A 21,070-nucleotide genomic window follows, 5' to 3' on the forward strand; every position below is an offset into this window, starting at 1 on the left:
TTGTCTCTATTAAAAACTCATTTTTTTCAGTAAATCGAGTAAAATAGCAAAATTATACCCTTACGTCAGTCTAAAATCTCAACCAGCACACTATGGCCGATAAAAAGTCCAAAAAAAATAAAAATCAGCAAAACAATACAATAGCCCAGAATCGTCAGGCCACTCATGAATATCATATTGAGGAGCGATTCGAGGCCGGTCTTGTTTTGGAAGGCTGGGAAGTGAAAAGCCTGCGCGAAGGCCGCGTACAACTGAAAGAAAGTTATGTCACCATAAAGCGAGGCGAAGCCTGGCTGGTCGGTGCGCATATCTCAGCATTGGCTTCGGCATCGACCCATGTCAACCCAGAAGCAATCCGCCAAAGAAAGCTGCTGCTGAACCGTCATGAACTCAATAAGCTGATCGGCGCCGTGGAACGCAAAGGTTACACGATAGTCCCGTTGAACATGCATTGGAAAAAAGGCCGCGCCAAGCTGGAAATCGGCCTGGCGAAAGGCAAACAACTGCACGACAAGCGCGCCTCCTCGAAAGACCGTGACTGGCAGCGCGAGAAAGCACGCATAATGAAGCACGCTTAAGGTAAAAATGAATACGCACCCCAATCTCCTGTCAGTGGAAAACAGCCTGCTGATCGTCGTCGACTTGCAGTCCAGGTTATCAATAGCCATGCCTGAACCGGATGGCGAACTAATGACCGTTAACGCCGGTAAGCTGGTTGAAGCCGCACGCCTGCTGAATATTCCTGTACTGGTCACCGAACAATATCCTAAAGGCCTGGGCCCTACCGATGCGTCTATTGTTGAAAGACTGCCCGAAACCGCACAGATTTTCGAGAAAACCGGTTTCTCCTGCTGCGCTGCCAAAGGCTTTAACCAGGCGCTGCAGGACAGCCAGCGCAAGCAAGTCATACTGGTGGGACAGGAAACCCATGTCTGCGTTTTGCAGACTGCTCTGGAGTTGCTGCACGCGGGCTATCAGGTTCACGTAGTCATGGATGCCGTCTGCTCGCGCAAGACGGAACACAAGCACTACGCATTGCAGCGCATGCAGCAGCAAGGCGCCGCTATTACCAATTATGAATCGGTGTTGTTCGAATGGCTGAGGAACTCCGCTCACCCCGATTTCAAACGCCTGTCAGGTTTTCTTCGTTAATTCCTTGAATCTTGCTCATGTCACTTACAGCATTTATTGAAAAAATAAAAAACAACGTCCCCGTTAGTTTTGACGAAACCATAGCCGTCATTACGGAGAATTACCAATACCAACCGACGGAATTCAGCAACGGCCTGAACGATAGTGTCGTCACCAATCCGGCCGGCACTAACGAAGGCTCCTGCAAAATTTTTGCCTTCGCCCGCCTCAACGGGCTCGATCAGCAACAGACATTAAATCTGTTCGGCGATTATTATCGCCTGGATGTTTTAGATGACCCGAACGGCACGGGCCACGCAAATATCAGGAATTTCATGAAATACGGATGGGACGGCATCAGTTTTAAAGGCGAGCCACTGGCCGCGAAATAGCCACCGCTTACAGCATCAACCTAATCAGATAACCATGCCTGTGGATTTTCTGATCATCGGCCAGGGACTGGCCGGCAGCCTGCTCGCCTGGGAACTGATACAGCACGGCTGCAAAGTCGTCGTTATCGATAATGGACGTGAGAATGCCTCACAGGTAGCCGCCGGCCTGATCAATCCGGTTACTGGCCTGCGCTTCGTAAAATCCGATGATGTCGACGATTTATTGCCTGCTGCAAGGCAGTATTACTCGGCGTTATCAGCATTTTTCCGGCAGCCTTTTTATATTGAAAAGCCTATGCTGCGGCTTTTTCGCAGTGACGCCGAATTAAAGCATGCGCAAAAACGGCTTAATGATTTCAGATATGAAAATTATTTAGGCGCCGTCACAACATCTGACAATGTTATCCCCTTTCTGGAAACGCCTTTCGGTTTTATGGAGCAAAAACAGACCGGTTATTTATTGACCCGGCCATTATTGCGCTGTCTGAAAGACTTTTTTATTGCCAGAGGCTGTTACAGACTGGCTGAATTTGATGACCGCGACATTCAACTCGAACCTTCATTACGCTGGCAGGATATTTCACCCAAACAGATCATCTTCTGTGCGGGTCATCACGCGAGCCGGAACCATTGGTTTTCCTGGCTGCCTTTTCGGCCGGCAAAAGGCGAAATATTAACGCTGCTACCTACTGCCGAATTACCGGACAAAATCCTTAACTACGGCAACTGGCTGATCCCTTTAGACAACCGTCAGGTCCGTATCGGCGCTACCTTCGACCGCGACAATATAAACACGGACACCACCGATACGGCCCGCGACTACTTATTGGCGGCGCTAAAGCAACTCGCGCCTACGCTCAAGACCACCTTGACAAACCAACAAGCGGGCATCCGGCCCTGCACACAGGACCGTAATCCCTTTCTCGGCTACCATCCCCGGCACCCGCAAATCGCCATTTTCAACGGCTTTGGCGCCAAAGGCAGCCTGCAGATTCCCTGGCATAGCCAGCGTTTTGCCGAGTCATTGTTAAATAACGCGCCCTTGCCCTTATCCTGCAATATCCAACGTTATCATGAAACGCATTTCCCTGGTTAAAGAAGCCCATAAACTTATCAAAGACAGGCTCCAGCCGGGGGGCATTGCTATCGATGCCACGGTAGGCAATGGCCATGACACACTGTTTCTCGTTGAGCAAGTCATGCCGGCAGGCAAGGTTTACGGCTTTGATATACAACAAGCGGCACTGGATTCAGCCCGGTCCAAATGCGGACAATTAAGTGATCCCGAGTGCCTGACGTTAATTCATGCCAGCCATGCGCTCATGGCCGAAAAAATCCCCGGGCAGCATCACGGCAAAATCAGCGTTGTCATGTTCAACCTGGGCTATCTGCCGGGCGGCGACAAAAGCATTATCACGCGCACAGATTCGACATTGCTGGCCCTGAACAGCGCCAGCTGGCTATTGGCAGCCGGAGGACTTATCACGATCCTTGCCTATCCGGGCCACCCAGGCGGCGATCAGGAAGCTGATCAGGTCAAACACTGGTGCGGCCAACTGGATACGAATCAATTCAGAGTCAGCACTGTTTACAGCACGGAGCACAAAGACTCAGCCCCCATACTTTTTATGGTCAGCAAGATGTGCTGACAAACCCGGATCTAAGGCTCGTATTTTATAGCTATGGCGCGAACGCTATTCAGCGAAACGCCACGGAAACTGACAGAATTCGTATTTAACGGCGAATCAATAGGCACGTACACCTGACTACGTTCACGGGCTGGCCCTAAAACTATTGCATCCGCGCCCATTTGCCTGGCTTTTCTTACAAGGGCATTGTTTGCCTGATCGCTTGTGCTGACTTCAAGTTCCCCGATTGCAAAATATTTGCGATCCCGAGGCCAGGTGTTCAAAACCTCGACGTCAGCAGTTGGCTCGAATGTGTCCATGGTATATTTCACCTCCCGCACTTGCGGTTGGCTGCAGGCAGTCAGTACGAAAAGCACAACTAACAGGGTTAATATATACCTCATGGCTATGCCTCCATAGAATGGTATATTGAAGCTACTCCCTTTTCAGACCTGATGCCATAGGCATAAACACTGACAATAGGTCATCAAATAGCGCTATCTCTGCCACTTATACAAAGATTTCACGACTTGAAAAAATGCGTTAAAACAAAACATCAACAGAGACAATCTGTTATCATTGCGCTCTTTTTTATCTCTATCCAGTCTCAATTTTTAAGGACAGACAATGTCAGAATTTAATAACGTATCGGTTGTCAAAAAAGCCAATGTCTACTTCGGCGGCAATGTCAGCAGCCGCACCATTCGTTTTGACGACGGCTCGGTAAAAACCCTGGGGTTCATGCTGCCCGGCGAGTACACATTCAATACGGCCGACAAGGAATTGATGGAAATCATCGACGGCGACCTGGATGTGCGCCTGCCCGGAAACGAAGAATGGCAATCCGTCAAAGGCGGCGAATCATTCGATGTGCCGGCCAATGCCCAATTCACCGTCAAGGTCAAAACACCTACCGACTATTGTTGTTCATTTATAAAGTAACGCATGGAAAAAGTCGCCATCTTTGTCGATGTGCAGAATATCTATTACACCGTCAAGCAAAGCTATCAGCGCCATTTCAACTACAATGCATTCTGGAGCCTGGCAACGGCCGGCAGAGAAGTGGTTGCGGCGTTTGCTTATGCCATCGACAAAGGCGACAGCAGACAGCAGGGGTTTCAGCAGATACTCAGAAATATCGGCTTTGAAGTCAAACTGAAGCCCTACATCCAGCGCAGCGACGGTTCGGCCAAAGGCGACTGGGACGTCGGCATTACACTCGATGTCATCGAATATGCGCCCAAAGTCAATGTCATTGTTCTGTTATCGGGTGACGGCGACTTCGACCTGCTGCTCAACAAAGTCCGCAATGCCTATCACATAACTACGGAAGTCTACGGCGTACCGGCCCTGACAGCGCCATCGCTGATTTGCTCGGCCGACCGATTTATAGCCATTAATGACCAACTGCTGCTATAAACGGAAAACCAACCGGTCGTCTTTACGCATTTTCTTGAATCTTATTTACACTCTCGGAACAAAACCTTGATTTCTACAGCTAACATTACCATGCAGTTCGGGGCCAAGCCCCTGTTTGAAAATATTTCCATCAAGTTCGGCGACGGCAACCGCTATGGCCTGATCGGCGCCAACGGCTGCGGCAAATCCACTTTCATGAAAATACTGAGCGGCGATCTGGAACCCACCTCCGGCACCGTCATGACTACGCCCAACGAACGACTGGGCAATCTGCGTCAGGATCAGTTCGCGTTCGAGGAATTCAGCGTTATCGACACCGTCATCATGGGCCACAAAGAGCTCTGGCGGGTCAAACAGGAACGCGACCGTATCTATTCGCTGCCGGAAATGTCCGAGGAGGAAGGCATGCAGGTTGCCGAACTGGAAGTCGAGTTCGCCGAAATGGACGGCTACAGTGCCGAAGCCAGGGCCGGCGAATTGCTGCTGGGGCTCGACATCCCGCTCGAACAACATTACGGCCTCATGAGCGCCGTTGCACCGGGCTGGAAACTGCGCGTCCTGCTGGCCCAGGCCCTGTTTGCCAATCCCGACATCATGCTGCTCGACGAGCCGACCAACAACCTCGATATCAACACGATCCGCTGGCTGGAAGGCGTGCTGAACGAGCGTGACTGCACCATGATCATCATTTCGCATGACCGCCATTTCCTGAACAGCGTCTGCACGCACATGGCCGACCTGGATTACGGGGAATTGCGTGTTTATCCCGGCAATTACGACGATTACATGACTGCCGTGACCCAAGTGCGCGAACGCCTGCTGGCCGACAACGCCAAGAAAAAGGCCCAGATTGCCGAGCTGCAAACCTTCGTCAGCCGTTTCTCGGCCAATGCCTCGAAAGCCAGACAGGCCACCTCGCGCGCCAAACAGATTGAGAAAATCAAGCTGGATGAAGTCAAGCCGTCGAGCCGGGTCAATCCATTTATCCGTTTTGATCAGGCCAAGAAACTACACCGTCTGGCATTGGAAGTTGAAGGACTGGGCAAAGGCTATGGTGAACGACCGTTGTTCAAAAACCTGAATCTGATGATCGCCGCCGGTGAACGCGTGGCCGTCATCGGCCCTAACGGCATCGGTAAATCGACGCTGCTGCGCACGCTGGTCGGCGACTTACCGCCTGATATGGGCGAAGTCAAATGGGCGGAAAATGCCGAAGTCGGTTATTTCGCCCAGGACCATGCCGACGATTTCGCCGAAGACATGCCCCTGATTGAATGGATGGGCCAATGGCGCAAGGAAACCGACGACGACCAGGTCATACGCGGCACATTAGGCCGTTTGCTGTTTTCGCATGACGAGATCAAGAAATCGGTCAAAGTCATCTCCGGCGGCGAACAGGGCCGCATGTTGTTCGGCAAACTGATCCTGCAAAAGAACAACATTATGGTCATGGACGAACCGACCAACCACCTCGACATGGAATCAATCGAATCGTTGAATATGGCGCTGGAAAACTACCCCGGCACATTGCTTTTCGTCAGCCACGACCGCGAGTTCGTCTCGTCGCTGGCGACACGCATTATCGAACTGACGCCGAACGGCATCGTCGATTTCAACGGCAATTATGAAGACTATTTAAACAGCCAGGCTGTCTAAGGCGCGGGAGCAAGACGGCGAAAGTTGTCTTGCTCCGATTAGCCGGGGCCGACTGCAAGCCGCTTCAGTTCGGTGATTTTGTTATTTATTAATACAAATTAACGGTTTCCTGTATTTCTGTCGCGCTTTTGGTTAAAATAGCGCCCTTTCGAATCTGGACGAGTGAGCAGTGACAGTGACTTTAACAACGCTACCTCACTTGGCTTTGAGCAACCTGTAAACATCCTGCGCGTTTTATCCAAACCAATGGTTTTTTCAGTCGCTGCGGGGTGAAATTAACTATCCGTGGCAGATCGCTCCTGCGCCCCGGCACGAACCCTCCTGAGTAAATTACTTAAGAGTAGTCACGACAGAAGTTTTTTATACAACTAGAGTACAAACATGACTGATTTATCGCTTTACAGAAATATCGGTATCTTCGCACACGTTGATGCTGGCAAGACAACCACTACAGAGCGTATTTTAAAGCTCACCGGTAAAATCCACAAAATCGGCGAAGTTCACGAAGGCGAATCAACAATGGACTTCATGGAACAGGAAGCTGAGCGCGGCATCACCATCCAATCGGCCGCCACCACTTGTTTCTGGAAAGACCACCGCTTCAATATTATTGATACCCCGGGCCACGTTGACTTTACCATCGAGGTGTATCGTTCCTTGAAAGTGCTGGACGGCGGTATCGGCGTGTTCTGCGGTTCCGGCGGCGTGGAGCCCCAATCCGAAACCAACTGGCGTTATGCCAACGATTCCAAAGTCGCCCGTCTTATTTACGTCAATAAGTTGGATAGACTAGGTGCCGATTTTTACCGCGTTGTCAAACAAGTCGAAGACGTGTTGGGTGCGGTGCCAGTCGTGATGACACTACCTATCGGTCGCGAAGACCAATTCTCCGGCGTGGTTGATCTGTTAACCCGCAAGGCTTGGATTTGGGATAACTCCGGCGACCCGATGAAATACGAAATTACGGACGTGCCTGCCGATATGGAAGCGGATGTGGAAGAATGGCGCGCAAAACTGATCGACCAGGTTGCCGATCAAGATGACGAAATCATGGAAAAATATTTAGAAGGCGAAGAGCCCAGCATTGACGAGATCAAGCGCTGCCTCCGCAAGGGCACCACTAAGATGGATTTCTTCCCGACCTATTGCGGTTCTTCGTTCAAAAACAAAGGCGTACAGTTGGTGCTGGATGGCGTTATTGATTATCTGCCCAGCCCGACTGAAGTCAATCCACAACCCGAAGTCGACCTGGAAGGCAACCCGACCGGCGAACACGCGCTTGTCGATGCCGACCGTCCATTGCGTGCATTGGTCTTTAAAATCATGGACGACCGCTTTGGCGCTTTGAACTTCATTCGGATCTATTCAGGTCGTCTGAAAAAAGGCGATACCTTGTTGAATACCTATACCGGTAAAACCGAACGGGTCGGCCGGATGGTGGAAATGCACGCCGATACCCGTTCCGAAATTGAAACGGCACAAGCCGGCGATATCGTCGCGCTGATCGGCTTGAAAAACGTTCAGACCGGACATACTTTGTGCGATCCTGATAAACCAGCTACTCTGGAGCCGATGGTATTCCCTGATCCCGTTATCTCTATCGCCATTTCGCCTAAAGACAAAGGCAGCAACGAGAAAATGGGCATTGCCTTGGGTAAGATGATACAGGAAGACCCTTCATTCCGCGTTGAAACCGACGAGGAAAGCGGCGAAACCATCATCAAAGGTATGGGGGAGTTGCACTTGGATATTAAAGTGGACATCCTGAAACGTACTCATGGCGTTGAAGTGAACGTCGGCAAGCCACAGGTGGCTTACCGCGAAACCATCACCAAACGAGTTGAAGACGACTACACCCACAAGAAGCAGTCCGGTGGTTCTGGTCAGTACGCGAAAATCAACTACATCATCGAGCCGGGCGAGCCAGGCAGCGGTTTTGTGTTCGAATCAACTGTAACCGGTGGTAACGTACCGCGCGAATACTGGCCAGCTGTTGAAAAAGGCTTCAAAGCCAGTATCGACAAAGGCGTGTTGGCAGGTTTCCCATGCTTGGATTTCAAAGTAAACCTGACCGACGGTGGTTTCCACGCGGTTGACTCGTCAGCTATCGCTTTCGAAATCGCCGCTCGCGCAGCGTATCGTCAGTCCATTCCTAAAGCGGCTCCGCAATTATTGGAACCGATTATGAAAGTGGACGTGTTTTCACCTGAAGCGAACGTTGGTGACGTGATCGGTGACTTGAACCGTCGCCGCGGTATGATTAAATCGCAAGATGCCGGTATTACCGGGGTGCGTATCAAAGCTGACGTGCCGCTGAGCGATATGTTCGGTTATATCGGCGACTTGCGCACCATGACTTCTGGCCGCGGCCAGTTCTCGATGGAATTCTCACATTACATGCCATGCCCTAAAAACGTGGCTGATGAAGTGATTAAAGAAGTCAACGAACGTAACAAAAACAAGTAAGTTAAAAAGGTACGCCGGGCAGGCAATCTGTCCGGCTGCATTTTCCTTCCTGATCAATACCCGCCCTTTCCCTGCCCTTCAACTTCGGGCGTCTTTGCAAATACCCAAAGCAGCTTATAGAGCATCAAAATGATGCATATGTATTATTTTGGTGCATTCAACGGCTGCCAACCGATTTAATTGCCTCTTTTATCATCGCACTGCTTGAGCATTTATCGCTTGTGGCATAACTGATGCATAAACAGAATAATAAAAACTCAAAGTTTAGATTTCTATCATGTTCACAGGAAAAAGGCTATGAACAGCAATATGACATTAGGCAAAACAGTAAAAACGTCGTTTCCATGACCGGACTCTTCAATTAAATTTACTTTTTCAATACACTTTAATACCTAAGCATCGTTATTTTCAGCATCTCATGAACATTACCATCACAACCCCGGCTCTTTTATTCCCTGCCATTTCGGTCCTGTTTCTGGCTTACACGAACCGTTTTCTGGCCATTGCCAGCCGCATTCGGGAGCAGCATAACCTGTTCAATAAAACCCAAAGCCCCGTGGCCAAAAAGCAGATTGAAAGCCTGAGGCAACGGATACGCTTCATCATTGCCATGCAATTGCTGGCAGTCATTGGCATTATCGGCTGCATACTGGCAATGGGGCTGATTTTTTATGGGGTGCAAAGTTACGGCAATATCGTATTCGGTATTAGCATGGTATTTATAGTGCTGTCATTGCTGGCATCCATCAGTGAATTATTAATCTCGACCAAAGCCCTGAACATTGAGCTTGAAGATATGGAAGCGAAATAAAGCCGCTGGCTCACTCGATAACCGATTCGATTAAATGTCAGTTAATCAATCTGCTGACCTATGATGAATTGAATAGGATGCAGAGAGCTTCAGCCAAAGTCTCTCTGCACTGACGAGGTCAAAACAAACCTATTTATTAAATAACCCCTTAAGCCATGGCCAGCCATGCTGCAGCCATTTGTCCTTCAGGAAGGTGAACCCGCGCTTGGCGGCACACCAGGTTTTATTCACACCACTTTCTTCGCCCCCGCAGGTCAAACTTTCTAACCATGCTTGTACCTTCATACCAGGGCCTTCAATAAACACGGGTCTGAACAGCCACATTTCCAGGATTGAAGTAACCCACATAAACGCAAATGAAACGCCCATGCCAGTACCGGCCAGAATCACCAGCCAGGCGAACGTCGGATGAATCTTAGTCAGCCACCAGGACAGAATATCGGCCAGCAAAAATACGTAAGGCATGCCGATAGCGACGGATTTGTAAGGTCTGGGCGTGGTTTCGGAAAATGCGAAGATCAGGCCCACAAACATAAAGATGAAACTGATGCCAAACAAATGGATATGCGAAACCCGTGTCAGTGAAGAAAAAGTCGCGCCTTCATCCTGCGTCGTCAAGGCTTTCAACTGTTCGAAATCCGCAAAATTCGGAATGCCTGAAGCGTCTTTGTTATGGCATGTGACGCAGCGTGTCTCGATAATTTTTTCAACGCCGGACGACTGATAGTCATTGATCGGCGCGCCATCCCGAACCCATTGTATGATCTGGAAGCGCTCCGCCTCGGGCGCCATCCCTTTCATTGAACCGTTCAGTTTTGTCTCCACCACCGTGCCCGAACGGTTGCCGTAATAACTGTAAACGATATCATCGATGGACAGACCGAACTTTCCATCAGCCATGCCGTGCGTAAACAGAATCTGAATCAGCGCAACAACATAACCGATGCCGACTGTGCATAGATAACCGGTGAACAATACTTTGACAGGTGTATCGTGATCTTTTAAAGGCGTATATTTAATCATTTCAGTCCTTTTAGGTTAGTTTGAAAGAGATACGGACTCAGCCTGAAGCCAATAAATATCCGGTGTTAATCAGGCCCATGAATCCAATTTATTAACCGCTTGCCATCTTATACCGCATGTTATGCCGCCAATATTTCAAAACTTCCTGTTTGATAAAAAGATTTGCTTAATCGTTCCGTATTGTCAGTCATTAACTCAGACGCATACTTATCAGTATGGCATAATCAGGCGCTATTTCTAAACAGAACTCAATAATATACCTTCCGTCTTGCTGCTCAATACACATAAACACCCAACGACACCAACAGCAACGCCGCGGGCGATAGTGTTCCAGGGCGCTTCGAACGTGCCTTTCTGGGCTGCGAAAACTGATCAATTCAATCCTGGCGAATTTGACTTTGCGCCGCCTCGGTAACTGCTAAATTATACGCATCTTTAAAAGTTCCCGGACATAGGTTAGCCTGAGCGGATTGAATCCGGGGGAAATGAATCAGTTGCGTGAGCTGACTGGCATCACGAGTCAACTTCAGCCAGGCGGTTGCCACGGCCTCATCGAGTGCCTCGCGATTGGCCTAGACGCGGTTGCTCGAGTGCCGTTGCCGCAGTTCCCGCCAGAGCCACTCGGCCGGGTTCAATTCCGGTGAGTAAGCAGGCAAGTGCAGCAAGGTCAGATTGTCGGGAATGACCAGGGCGGCGCAGCGATGCCAGCCAGCCCCATCCAGAACCAATAGCGCCTGCACGTGGGACGCCAACCAGTCCCACCAAGCCTTAGGCATTATAGCGCTGCACCCACGGGTAAAGCTGGCTCTTGCCGAGCCCGAAGCATCCTTGATCTTGCGCCACGGAATGACCGAGCGCCAACTGGCGTATGGCCAGAATGCGGCAACGCACTCGACCTTCGGATTCGTGCCGTGCGGCGCTATCCAACTCAGCCACAGTGAGCCGATACTGATACCTTTAAGATGATATGAGACATGGCATTTCTCTGGAAACTCAACACTATTCAGCTTAGATTCCGGAGATTTCATAAGACCCATATTAGAACTGAGCGAATGAGGGCGAGTGAACCGCCCTCCCACACGCATTCACGTGAACAGCTTCTAAGGCTGTGTTGGAGCAGCTGTTACATTATTTTTGTCGGCCATCGCCATTTTAGGCACTGGCACGGAACCCGGATTATTTGCAGTTCGATTCACCAAAGGCGAAAGCGTGGGCTCCAGAAACTTCACTATCTGTACCGGCAGTGAACTGGTGAAGTGATACTGTTCGGCATTGGGTCCGGCCACATAAGCGGTGATAACGCCAAAGAACCGGTCACCGATGAAAAACGTAAACGTGGCGGCGCGACTGATGAATTTCGACTCAATCAGGCGACCTCCCTCTCCCCATACCTCGCGGCGATGATCGCCGGTGCCGGTTTTCCCGCCTACAGTCAGAGGTTTGCCTTCCAGATCGGTATAAACGCCCCTGAGACGCGAGGCGGTTCCGCCCTCCACAACGCCAGTCAGCGCGCCGCGAGCCACCCGCGCGACTTCAGCCGGCATGACGCGCTCACCTTTACCGGGCGATCTGTTCAGTAATGTCTCGTACGGTGTGGCCTCGGCATAGTGCAAGCTTTCGAATCGAATCAGCGGCTGTCTTATGCCATCATTCTGCAAAATGCCCATCAGCTCCGCCAAGGCGGCAGGCCGATCGCCGGAAGCGCCGATAGATGTCGCGTAAGAAGGCGTCAATGCCTGGAACGGATAACCGAGACGTACCCAGGCACGATGAATTTCTTTAAATGCCTCGGCCTCCAGCAACGTCATGATACGCCGTTGTTGAGCATGCTTTCTTTTGCTTTTGAGCAGCCACCGGTACACGGCCTGCCGCTGTTCGACGCCGGCGGCAAGAACTTCGTCGCGCGCGGCATTCGGGTGTTTGGCCAGATAACCGACCAGCCAAAGCTCAAGCGGATGAATCTTGGTGATATAGCCCTGATCCTGCAAGTCGAATTTTGCTGTTGAATATTTCTTGTGCAGCTCGCCAATGTCTTCCTTGGCTAGAATGGACGAGGGCAGATTCGCTTTCAGATAAGCGTTGAGATCATACTCGTCGTGATCCGGATAAATGGCCTGGTACAGCATGGTCAGCCGCGACGCTTTGGCCTTGACGCGCTGGGTCAGCAGGGCCAGGGCTTCTTCCGCGCTTTTGCCTTGGTATTTGGCATAAAAACGCCGTAGATAAACCAGTCCTTCGCGATCGGCAAAACGCTCCAGATAGGCTTGCCTGCGCGGGTCTTCTTCATTCTCAAGCCAGCGGGCGACGCCCTCGGGCCTGTAAAGATGATGATAGACCACATCGCGCATCAGGCGAATGAAGACCAGATTCACGGAATCGCGCAAAGCATGGCGCACCGACATGATTTTAGCGTTTTCTTCACGCGTGAAATTCTCGAAATGATGAATGCCGCCGCCGGTGAAAAAATTTTCGTAAGGACTGGCCGAATAGCGCCGGTCCAGCGCCATATTCAGCAATTCCTCCAGACCTATCTGAGTATGCAGCCGAAGCTGCTCGATAACCCATGCCGATAAATAATCGCGTGGATGCAGTTCGACTTTTTCCAGTTCCTGAGTCGGGCGGTCTTTATACTGATGGTACAGACCGCTGATAAGCTGCAAATAATGCACCATCGTACGCAACTTGGCGGTTGAACCAAGATCCAGGCGAATGCCTTCATTAATATCAAGAGGCTGATCAAAATTATCGGTTTGAACGCGCAGCAGATTGCCTTTTTCACTGCGTTCAAACAACATCAGGCTATAGACGACGGGAGACAGATCCTGATTGTCGCCCAGCAACCTGAAGCCTACCGCGCCGGCGGCACGGGCTGTAGCCGGGTCGCTCAACCGGCGTAACGCATTCCCGACGGCTTGCTGCGTCTGGTAGTCGATAGTAGTCGTGGCCGTTAAATCCTGGCGATCCAGTTCATAGATGGACTTCACGCCCGTCGCTCTAGCCAGACGTGTTCTCAGCACGGTCTGTGTTTTTTTCTCGGCCATGAATTTGGCAAGAGACGAATTTAGACCTACAGGGCGGGCAGTGGATACTTTTAGTGCGGCATCACGCAACGCTGGCGAAATAACGCCCTGGCTCGCCATCGCCCGCAAATATCGATCGGTCAATGACTGAAGCGCCTGATAGCCCGGACCCAATAGATAAGAAGGCCGCCTTTGAGATAGGAGAATACTGAGAACCTGCCGGTAGGCTTGCGCCTGCTTCTGACTGATATTTTCCGAATTGATCGCGCCCGGACTGAGCATTCTGTTGACTTCGTTAAAATCCGCACCGAACCAGGCCGACAAGCCATCACCCAAACCATGGACTTCTCCCAATCTCGGCGTCGCGGCTAGCGGCATGGAATTCAGGTAAGCCAGGGCGATTTCTCGCCGCATTTCGCGCGTATCAGGTCCTAAAAGATAGGCGCGCACCGATGCGCTGCCCATCTGGCGAAACTTGTCTATCAGAGATTTCGTATAGCCATCAGGCGAGTGACGGTACTTTTCCAATTGCGTAGCTAATGTACTGCCGCCCGGCACATTGATATCAGCGCCCAGTTTCTTCGCCATTAATTGCAGTCCGGCAAATCCCAGCCGGTCCCATTCAACGGCGGGGTTTATGGTGGTATTCGTTTCATCCAGCAATTCCCGGTTCTCGATAAAAAGCAACGTGTTCAGCACCAGAGGGGGAATGGATTCGAAGTTGGGGTAACCGTAAGTTGGATAAACCGCGCTGAACAAAACCTGATTGGCCTGATCAACGATGCGAAGCCCGGCCTGAGTTTTCTCGCGATAGATGGGGAATAGGCCATAATCGACCAGTTGAGTCAGCATCGGAGACGAGGCCGCCTGGGCGGAAATGCTAAAGCCTGCCTTTTCAACACGCTGAATCATATCCGGCAGCATCGCGTAGCCTAGCCGCAAATCATAAGGACCATGATCAGGGTAACGAATCGATGAACTGCGACCGGGCTCTAGTTTGAAACTCAGTTGCTTGCTTATTTCGGAAAGATATTGGGCTTGATATTTGGAGGTTTTAACCTCTTCTCTGATAACTGTTGCAAAAACAATACTGATTCCAACCAGAATGATCAGAATTGCCAGACTAAAAAACCGATGAATTATCCGTTTATTCGTTTGCATTCCTGATAATTTCCTTCAAAGCAAAATAAGCGCACTCTTAGTTGCGAGCATAAGAAAGTAACGAAACCGACACAATATTTCCACTCGATGCTGTTATTTAAAGTCATTTTTATATGTATCGATTCGATTTACTTACAATGCCCAAGTTTTCAGATGAAGAATATACTATTAATATTCAGGTGTTAATAAGTGATGTTACGCAGTATTAAATTTCTGTAGTTCGTAGTTAAATTAGTGCGGGCGCATTGCGCAACACAGTATAGCGGTTTTTTATTTGTTTTCTTGAATAACCCATTTGGCTTCTGGTTAGAAATCTTCTTCAAGTCTATCTGATAGTGCCGCCTGCGCCTCTGATATCAGGCAACTAACAAAAACGCGCTACGCACTCGCTGCATTAGCGTAACAGATTTAGATGCAGTAGGTAATATTTCCAGGTAACTATAGCCATTTTCGACATCATCAAACGGATAGCTTAAAAAATATCAAATAGTTATAAGAAATACAGCCACTGATATTACGCAACGGCAGGGTCCCTGGAGCGCCTACTGTTGGCATTCGACCCAAAGTGCCTTCAATGCTTTATAAACGGCTGCATTGTTGTTAGTGCGAATACCCTCCAGATCACAAGTAAATTCGCATCTATGAAGACTATTCAATTGATGAGGTTACGGGGGTGAGTTGGAAAAGATCGGTTTATGAAGTATCGCTTGCACAATAAGCGGGATAAAAAAGGCCCGTGTATAACATCTAATAGTGATTAAACACTCCAATCAGCATTGCATTCACTAGGATAAGACAATGACCAGATCACACATCGTTTTGCTGATAATTATAGCCGTGCTGATAGGCGCTTTTTTCTATTCCGATCTGCAGCAATTGCTGACCCTGGAAACTTTAAAGGCCAAGCACCAGGCCCTCCTTGCTTATACCAATGCCCATCCTGTCAAGGCTACGATCTTTTACGCGCTGATTTATATTGCCGCGACCGCCTTGTCCCTGCCCGGCGGCGCGCTGTTAACATTAGCCGGCGGCGCGCTGTTCGGCTTGCTATGGGGAACATTGATCGTATCGTTTGCATCCAGCATCGGCGCCACGCTGGCTTTTCTGGCCGCGCGTTTTCTGTTTCGCGACCTTGTCAAAGCCAAGTTCGCCGAACGCATCAAAGCCGTGGATGAAGGCATGGCGCGTGACGGGGCTTATTATTTGTTTACCTTGCGGCTGGTGCCGGTTTTCCCGTTTTTCGTCATTAATCTGGTCATGGGATTGACAGCCATCACAACCCGCACCTTTTACTGGATCAGTCAACTGGGCATGTTGCCTGGTACGGTGGTGTACATTAATGCCGGCACACAACTGGCTAAAATCGATACTTTGTCGGGCATATTCTCCCCTGCTCTGCTAGGATCGTTTGCCTTATTGGGACTTTTTCCTCTTATAACACGCAAAGTCGTTTCGGCCTTTCAAGCCAAACAAATTTACAAAAAGTGGGCTAAACCCGACAAGTTCGACACCAATCTCGTGGTCATAGGCGCGGGCGCGGCAGGACTGGTTGCCGCTTATATTGCCGCCGCTGTCAAGGCCCGCGTCACGCTGGTTGAAAAACACAAAATGGGCGGTGAATGCCTTAATACCGGCTGCGTGCCATCGAAAGCCCTCATCCGTTCGACGAAATTGCTGGCGCAGTTTCACCGCGCTGCCGAATTCGGCATCAACGGCATTAAAGCCGATTTTGACTTTGCCGGGATTATGGAGCGTGTGCAACGTGTGATTGAAACCGTCGCGCCGCACGATTCGGCGCAGCGCTACCGGGAACTCGGCGTGGATGTCATTGAAGGAAGCGCCAGGATTATTTCTCCCTGGGCGGTTGAAATTACGACGCCGGAAGGCACGCGCACCTTGACAACGCGTTCCATCGTCATTGCCACCGGCTCGCGACCTTTTGTTCCTGCGATCCCGGGCCTTGACAACATCGATTACCTGACGTCCGACACGATCTGGAATTTGCGCGAGCAACCCAGACGTTTGCTGGTACTGGGCGGAGGGCCTATCGGCTGCGAACTGGCGCAAGCTTTCGCCCGCCTTGGAACACAAGTCATCCAGGTCGAAAAAGCACCGCGCCTGTTAACGCGAGAAGACGCGGAAGTTTCCACGACTATAATGGAAAAGTTCAGTCAGGAAGGCATAGACGTACGCCTGGAACATACCGCAAAGCAATTCCTTGCCGAAAACGGCGAGCACATCCTGATTGCCGAATATCGGGGCCAGGAAGTGCGCATCGTCTTTGATCGGCTACTGCTGGCTATCGGCCGCACAGCCAACACCGCCGGTTTCGGCCTGGAAGACATCGGCGTGGAACTGGCGCCCGGGCGTACGGTGCGGGTTGATGAATTTCAGTCCACCAATTATCCGAATATCTTCGCCTGCGGTGATGTGGCAGGTCCCTATCAGTTTACTCATACAGCCGCGCATCAGGCCTGGTACGCATCGGTTAACGCCCTGTTCGGCAGCTTCAATAAATTTCGTACCGACTACTCAGTGATTCCCTGGGCAACCTTTACCGACCCGGAAGTCGCCCGCGTCGGTCTGAATGAGCAGGACGCCAGGGAACAAGGCGTTGCCTATGAAGTCAGCATTTATAATATTGATGACCTGGACCGCGCTATTGCCGACAGTGCGGCGCACGGTTTCGTCAAAGTGCTGACCCCGCCCGGCAAGGATAAAATTCTGGGCGTCACCATAGTTGGCCAGCATGCAGGCGACGTGATCGCGGAATTCGTGCTGGCCATGAAGCATGGTATTGGCCTGAATGACATCCTGCGCACTATTCATATCTATCCGACCATGGCGGAAGCCAACAAATACGCCGCTGGCGTATGGAAGCGCCGTCATCAGCCGGAAACATTGTTGAAGTGGATAGCGCGCTTCCACGCCTGGCGGCGGGGCTAATGCGACTTTTTCATATAACTTGTCGTTATTTATCATCCGATAAGCTTGCCAATCGCATTGATCTTGTGTTTTCGCAGTCGCCATCTGCCAAATGACGCTTCGTTTATGCTGAAATGGATCACCTCTTCGTCTTTTCTGCCGGAGATCGCTGTGGAATGCAGACACAGTACGCATTCCCTACTGCCGGCATCCAGTTTCTGGACGCGATAAAAAACCCTCTGCCCGCCCTGTTCGACGCTGACCATGTCATTGACATGCAGCGCCATAACAAACTCAAGCTGTTCTGCCTGGCCTGTTTTAGCGATCGGCTGTTTCTGTTTGCCAATGCCCCAGGCTCGATGATTCGCTTCCGTCATGGCCGTAAATTCACCGATATATTGGCCGGTGTTTTTATTTCTGAATATTTCCACATGATGAAAGCTGCCGTGGTAGGCCAGCCATTTAAAAACCCTGCCCTGCTTGTCCCCTGCACCGGATTCGGCTGGATCGGGCTTGGGCAATGTGGTTTCCGATCGCAGAATCCGCACCCGTCTGATCGGGGTTTTGCCGTCTTTATGATAAATCGTCACGCCTTCCGCGAACGCCGCCTTGGGTTTGCCATTGTAGCGTTCCAGATGCTGCCGGACGATATCCTTAACCACGGGATCGACAATTTTATTGACCTGTGTAAATGTCCCATCCAGAGGTCTTCTATAGACCTTGCCAGCCCCGATTTCTTCATGCGACAGAGCACTTGAGTCAAGCAACGGCGCATGCGCCACAATCATATTATCGAGCGCATGCTGTAAATCCTCGCGCAAAGTCTTCCAGGCCGGTTCAATAGGTAAATCGTCCAGATTCAATTGGGACTGCTTCTGCTCAAGGTCTCTGGCCGCCTCGACCAGATGCGTATACAACGGCCGATCAATGCAAGCGACGACTAGCGCGTCAACCGCATGATGCCGATAATCGGCCCGATCTTTTGCCGATGCGCCACCAGCCAGATTGTTCAATCCCCATTGCTGCCGGATCCATGCGGTCGTTAAGCCTTTACTGACCGAAATATCCGTCCCCAGTTGTTTCAAATAACCATGCGTTACACGGTTGATATAGCGCGCATCATTGAGTTGCTTGTTGACAAAATCCTCTTTCCGCACCATTGCCGTCGTCATGAAAAAACGCTTTTTTTTCGGCGTAAGAGACCTGTCCCACCGGTTGAGGTTTTGTACAATTTTATTCCATTGTTCTTTATGATCGCCAAACGCATCAATAGGCGTTTTTTGGCCCTTGTTGCTGTTTTCCTTGCGATAACACAGCACTTTGTTCATATAAGAATCGTCCAATGATTCGCTGTAAGGCAAAATGTAGCCAATCTCAACTTCGGAGCCAAACAGAACGGATGAACTGATGCGCAGACCGGAGTAGGCGCAGCGCCGCTGTTGATCCCGCCATAGCCGGTATTTTAGTTGAACGGTTTTGTCAGAGAAGCCGGCCAAGTCCAGATGCGGGTTCCGTCGCTGAATGTCCTGATACCTCAGCATCGCCTCCTCATTCGCCCGGGCATTGGATTTTTGCTGCCTGATGAATTCTGCCTGGCGCCTGGCATTCATGTCCAGATCACGCGCCATCCGGATTCTGATCGCATCGGGCTTGCCGTATTCGGCAATCAGGGCATTGATCAGCCGCCTGAGCTCACGCAGTCCTTTTCGCAAGACAGGATTGGCGGTTTCGGGCGGCGCGCCCAGTTTGTTCCTTATTTCCCTCTCCTGAATTTCCTGGCCGTACCCCGCACTAACCCGTGCATCGGAGTAACTCTGTCCCTGATAAAGGAAAGGCAGCAGCTTGTTGATGGCTTTGACGGAAAGGTGGCAATGTCCCGGCTCAAACTCCAGCAGGCACAGACTGGCAACAGTAACCGGGTCAAAGCCCCAGTGCTCGGCCAGCCGTTTCTCCAGAACCGGCTTCTTGTTGATGGTCAATAAATCTTCAACCAGTACCTGCTGATTTTCAGCGCCCAGATCATCCCATGCACTCAGAACTTTTCTGATCCGGCAGGCAGTCACGTTGCCTTTCAGCATTTTATTGCTGCGTTCCAGATTGAATTCCATGGCTTCGTCAAAGCCCAACGCCGCTCGTATCATCGGGAAGGTCACCTCGGCTTCGGACTCAAACAGCGAGACCAGTCTGCCTTTTTGCCCGGCTGACAAAAACGCTTCATGTTCAGCGCAATCCTCACGGTATGTCAGGCTGTTGATAGCCTGCAAATAGCGAAAACGCTGGCTTTCCAGCCGTGCCATACCGGCCGGCTTGCGTTTGGGTTCCAAAGCGCACCTGCCAACACGGTCGGTGCGCGATTTAGGAAGCCTTTGATAAAAGATGATGCGTTCCACCTGCTTTTTGACCTGTTCCGTCAACAGGACATGATGGTATTGCTGCTGTTGCCAGATCAGTTCCAGTTCATCTTGATACATTTGCCTATCCGTGCGCAAATGCATGCCAAGGGCTCGATTGCGCTTGCAGTCGCGAAGGTCCAGCCTCGACAGATATTCGCCCAGCGTCCGGCAGCCCGTCTCTTTGATAGCCGTCCTTTATCGCCTCGACATCCTTTTTAAAGGCCATTTCTTCCTTGCCGCGTTCGGCGTGGTCCTCACCCTCCCCCAGCTCGGCCAGAACCGCCAACGCATCAGGGTCATCGACCATATCGCCCAGCAAGGTTTTGCGGCTGCGCGGAAGGCTTCCATGGTGGACTAAATGCAGGATCACCCGGCCCAGTTCGTGCCTGGATAATTTTTGATCCAGCGCTTTTGCACGCAAATGATAGGGGTTGCCGATCTGGTTCAGTATGGCTCCCGGTTGAGACGATGTCTGCAACTCCTGCGGTAGCAGGTCCAGCTTTAACAAATAATTGAGCATCCGTTGCTTTCGTCTGGCTCTGCGCTGAAGAATGCGTCGGATTAATCCGGCATTGCGGCGCTCAGCATCTTTAGAAGAAGGTGCTTTCTCTTCAAGGGCTTTGCTGAAAATCCGGCAACCCAGATCAATTATCCTATTGGAACTGCCGTGCATTTCTTCGAGCAATGCCCAGCCGATGGCATTTGCACTCAAATCCAATCCCAGAACTCTCTTGCTCATTCATAATCCTTGTGTATAATCCAGACGCTGATGTAACCGATAAGGCCTATCGTTAACTTTTCATACCCATGGAATTGTTTTCCGTAGGCAGCGCTTCCAAGCGACCAGAGCCCTCGCAAAGTAAAACTTAAGGGGGCTTTTTTATATCCATCGATTTGCTACTTTTTATTATTTCCCTATCTCTTCAATTAGCCATCCGACGGTCTGTTTTTTTGTCATCAATTCGCGGTAGCCGATGTGGCCGGCAAGTTTGTTGATCGGATTCTTGGAAAGTAAAAATGTGACATACTGTTATCTGGCTTTCGC

16 protein-coding genes and 1 pseudogene are annotated in these 21,070 nt (G+C 50.6%); 11 read left to right on the plus strand and 6 right to left on the minus strand.

What is annotated here, in order from left to right:
• Positions 1 to 92 precede the first annotated feature (92 nt).
• The 5 genes from smpB to METLU_RS0110275 are packed head-to-tail and all read left to right on the plus strand — an operon-like array spanning position 93 to position 3,172.
• Positions 93 to 578, plus strand: coding sequence for an SsrA-binding protein SmpB (gene smpB, locus METLU_RS0110255; protein WP_027158134.1), 486 nt, complete (start codon positions 93 to 95; stop codon positions 576 to 578).
• 7 nt (positions 579 to 585) lie between these two features.
• Positions 586 to 1,152 carry a hydrolase gene (locus METLU_RS0110260; RefSeq protein ID WP_027158135.1) on the plus strand — a complete coding sequence of 189 codons (567 nt, stop codon included), beginning with the start codon at positions 586 to 588 and terminating at the stop codon, positions 1,150 to 1,152.
• A 17-nt stretch (positions 1,153 to 1,169) separates the two neighbouring features.
• A complete protein-coding gene (locus tag METLU_RS0110265; protein ID WP_027158136.1) occupies positions 1,170 to 1,523 on the plus strand; it encodes a HopJ type III effector protein in 354 nt (117 codons plus the stop codon).
• Positions 1,524 to 1,557: 34 nt separating this feature from the next.
• Positions 1,558 to 2,619 carry an NAD(P)/FAD-dependent oxidoreductase gene (locus tag METLU_RS0110270; protein WP_027158137.1) on the plus strand — a complete coding sequence of 354 codons (1,062 nt, stop codon included), beginning with the start codon at positions 1,558 to 1,560 and terminating at the stop codon, positions 2,617 to 2,619.
• Positions 2,597 to 3,172: a class I SAM-dependent methyltransferase gene (locus METLU_RS0110275; RefSeq protein ID WP_027158138.1), complete on the plus strand. Its 576-nt coding sequence runs from the start codon at positions 2,597 to 2,599 to the stop codon at positions 3,170 to 3,172. Before METLU_RS0110270 ends, METLU_RS0110275 begins: the two co-directional genes overlap by 23 nt.
• 11 nt (positions 3,173 to 3,183) lie before the next feature.
• Here METLU_RS0110275 and METLU_RS0110280 read toward each other — a convergent pair whose 3' ends face one another.
• Positions 3,184 to 3,471, minus strand: coding sequence for a hypothetical protein (locus METLU_RS0110280; protein WP_155920533.1), 288 nt, complete (start codon positions 3,469 to 3,471; stop codon positions 3,184 to 3,186).
• 307 nt (positions 3,472 to 3,778) lie between these two features.
• On the opposite strand from METLU_RS0110280, the gene ppnP reads away from it, so the two are divergent.
• The 5 genes from ppnP (at position 3,779) to METLU_RS0110305 (ending at position 9,503) form a co-directional block, all read left to right on the plus strand.
• A complete protein-coding gene (gene ppnP, locus METLU_RS0110285) occupies positions 3,779 to 4,093 on the plus strand; it encodes a pyrimidine/purine nucleoside phosphorylase (RefSeq protein WP_027158140.1) in 315 nt (104 codons plus the stop codon).
• Positions 4,094 to 4,096: 3 nt separating this feature from the next.
• Positions 4,097 to 4,570 carry a LabA-like NYN domain-containing protein gene (locus tag METLU_RS0110290; protein WP_027158141.1) on the plus strand — a complete coding sequence of 158 codons (474 nt, stop codon included), beginning with the start codon at positions 4,097 to 4,099 and terminating at the stop codon, positions 4,568 to 4,570.
• Positions 4,571 to 4,636: 66 nt separating this feature from the next.
• Positions 4,637 to 6,226, plus strand: a complete 1,590-nt coding sequence (locus METLU_RS0110295) for an ABC-F family ATPase (RefSeq protein WP_081679073.1) — start codon at positions 4,637 to 4,639, stop codon at positions 6,224 to 6,226.
• Between the two features lie 381 nt (positions 6,227 to 6,607).
• On the plus strand, positions 6,608 to 8,692 hold the full coding sequence (gene fusA / locus METLU_RS0110300) for an elongation factor G (RefSeq protein WP_027158143.1): 2,085 nt from the start codon (positions 6,608 to 6,610) through the stop codon (positions 8,690 to 8,692).
• Between the two features lie 418 nt (positions 8,693 to 9,110).
• Positions 9,111 to 9,503, plus strand: a complete 393-nt coding sequence (locus METLU_RS0110305; protein WP_027158144.1) for a DUF2721 domain-containing protein — start codon at positions 9,111 to 9,113, stop codon at positions 9,501 to 9,503.
• A gap of 129 nt (positions 9,504 to 9,632) precedes the next feature.
• On the opposite strand, the gene METLU_RS0110310 is transcribed toward METLU_RS0110305, so the two are convergent.
• The 3 genes and pseudogenes from METLU_RS0110310 to METLU_RS0110320 form a co-directional block, all read right to left on the minus strand.
• The gene (locus METLU_RS0110310; protein ID WP_027158145.1) at positions 9,633 to 10,526 is read right to left on the minus strand and encodes a hypothetical protein; all 894 of its coding nucleotides are present in this window, start codon (positions 10,524 to 10,526) and stop codon (positions 9,633 to 9,635) included.
• A 575-nt stretch (positions 10,527 to 11,101) separates the two neighbouring features.
• Positions 11,102 to 11,260 (minus strand): annotated as a pseudogene (locus METLU_RS29170) (transposase); the annotation flags it as partial.
• Positions 11,261 to 11,626: 366 nt separating this feature from the next.
• Entirely contained in the window at positions 11,627 to 14,707 is a 3,081-nt protein-coding gene (locus tag METLU_RS0110320; protein WP_027158146.1) for a transglycosylase domain-containing protein, read from the minus strand.
• 798 nt (positions 14,708 to 15,505) lie between these two features.
• Between METLU_RS0110320 and METLU_RS0110325 the strand changes: the two genes are divergently transcribed.
• The gene (locus METLU_RS0110325; RefSeq protein ID WP_027158147.1) at positions 15,506 to 17,653 is read left to right on the plus strand and encodes an FAD-dependent oxidoreductase; all 2,148 of its coding nucleotides are present in this window, start codon (positions 15,506 to 15,508) and stop codon (positions 17,651 to 17,653) included.
• Between the two features lie 32 nt (positions 17,654 to 17,685).
• Here the strand turns inward: METLU_RS0110325 and cas9 are convergent, their stop codons facing one another.
• Together cas9 and METLU_RS28645 are read right to left on the minus strand one after the other, a co-directional pair.
• Positions 17,686 to 20,211 (minus strand): type II CRISPR RNA-guided endonuclease Cas9, encoded by a 2,526-nt coding sequence (cas9, locus tag METLU_RS25080; protein ID WP_331271288.1) that lies wholly within the window; start codon positions 20,209 to 20,211, stop codon positions 17,686 to 17,688.
• Positions 20,108 to 20,764: a hypothetical protein gene (locus METLU_RS28645; protein WP_231383583.1), complete on the minus strand. Its 657-nt coding sequence runs from the start codon at positions 20,762 to 20,764 to the stop codon at positions 20,108 to 20,110. The genes cas9 and METLU_RS28645 overlap by 104 nt, the downstream gene beginning before the upstream one ends.
• Between the last annotated feature and the right edge of the window lie 306 nt (positions 20,765 to 21,070).

Source organism: Methylobacter luteus IMV-B-3098, from assembly GCF_000427625.1.
Taxonomy (GTDB): Bacteria; Pseudomonadota; Gammaproteobacteria; order Methylococcales; family Methylomonadaceae; genus Methylobacter; species Methylobacter luteus.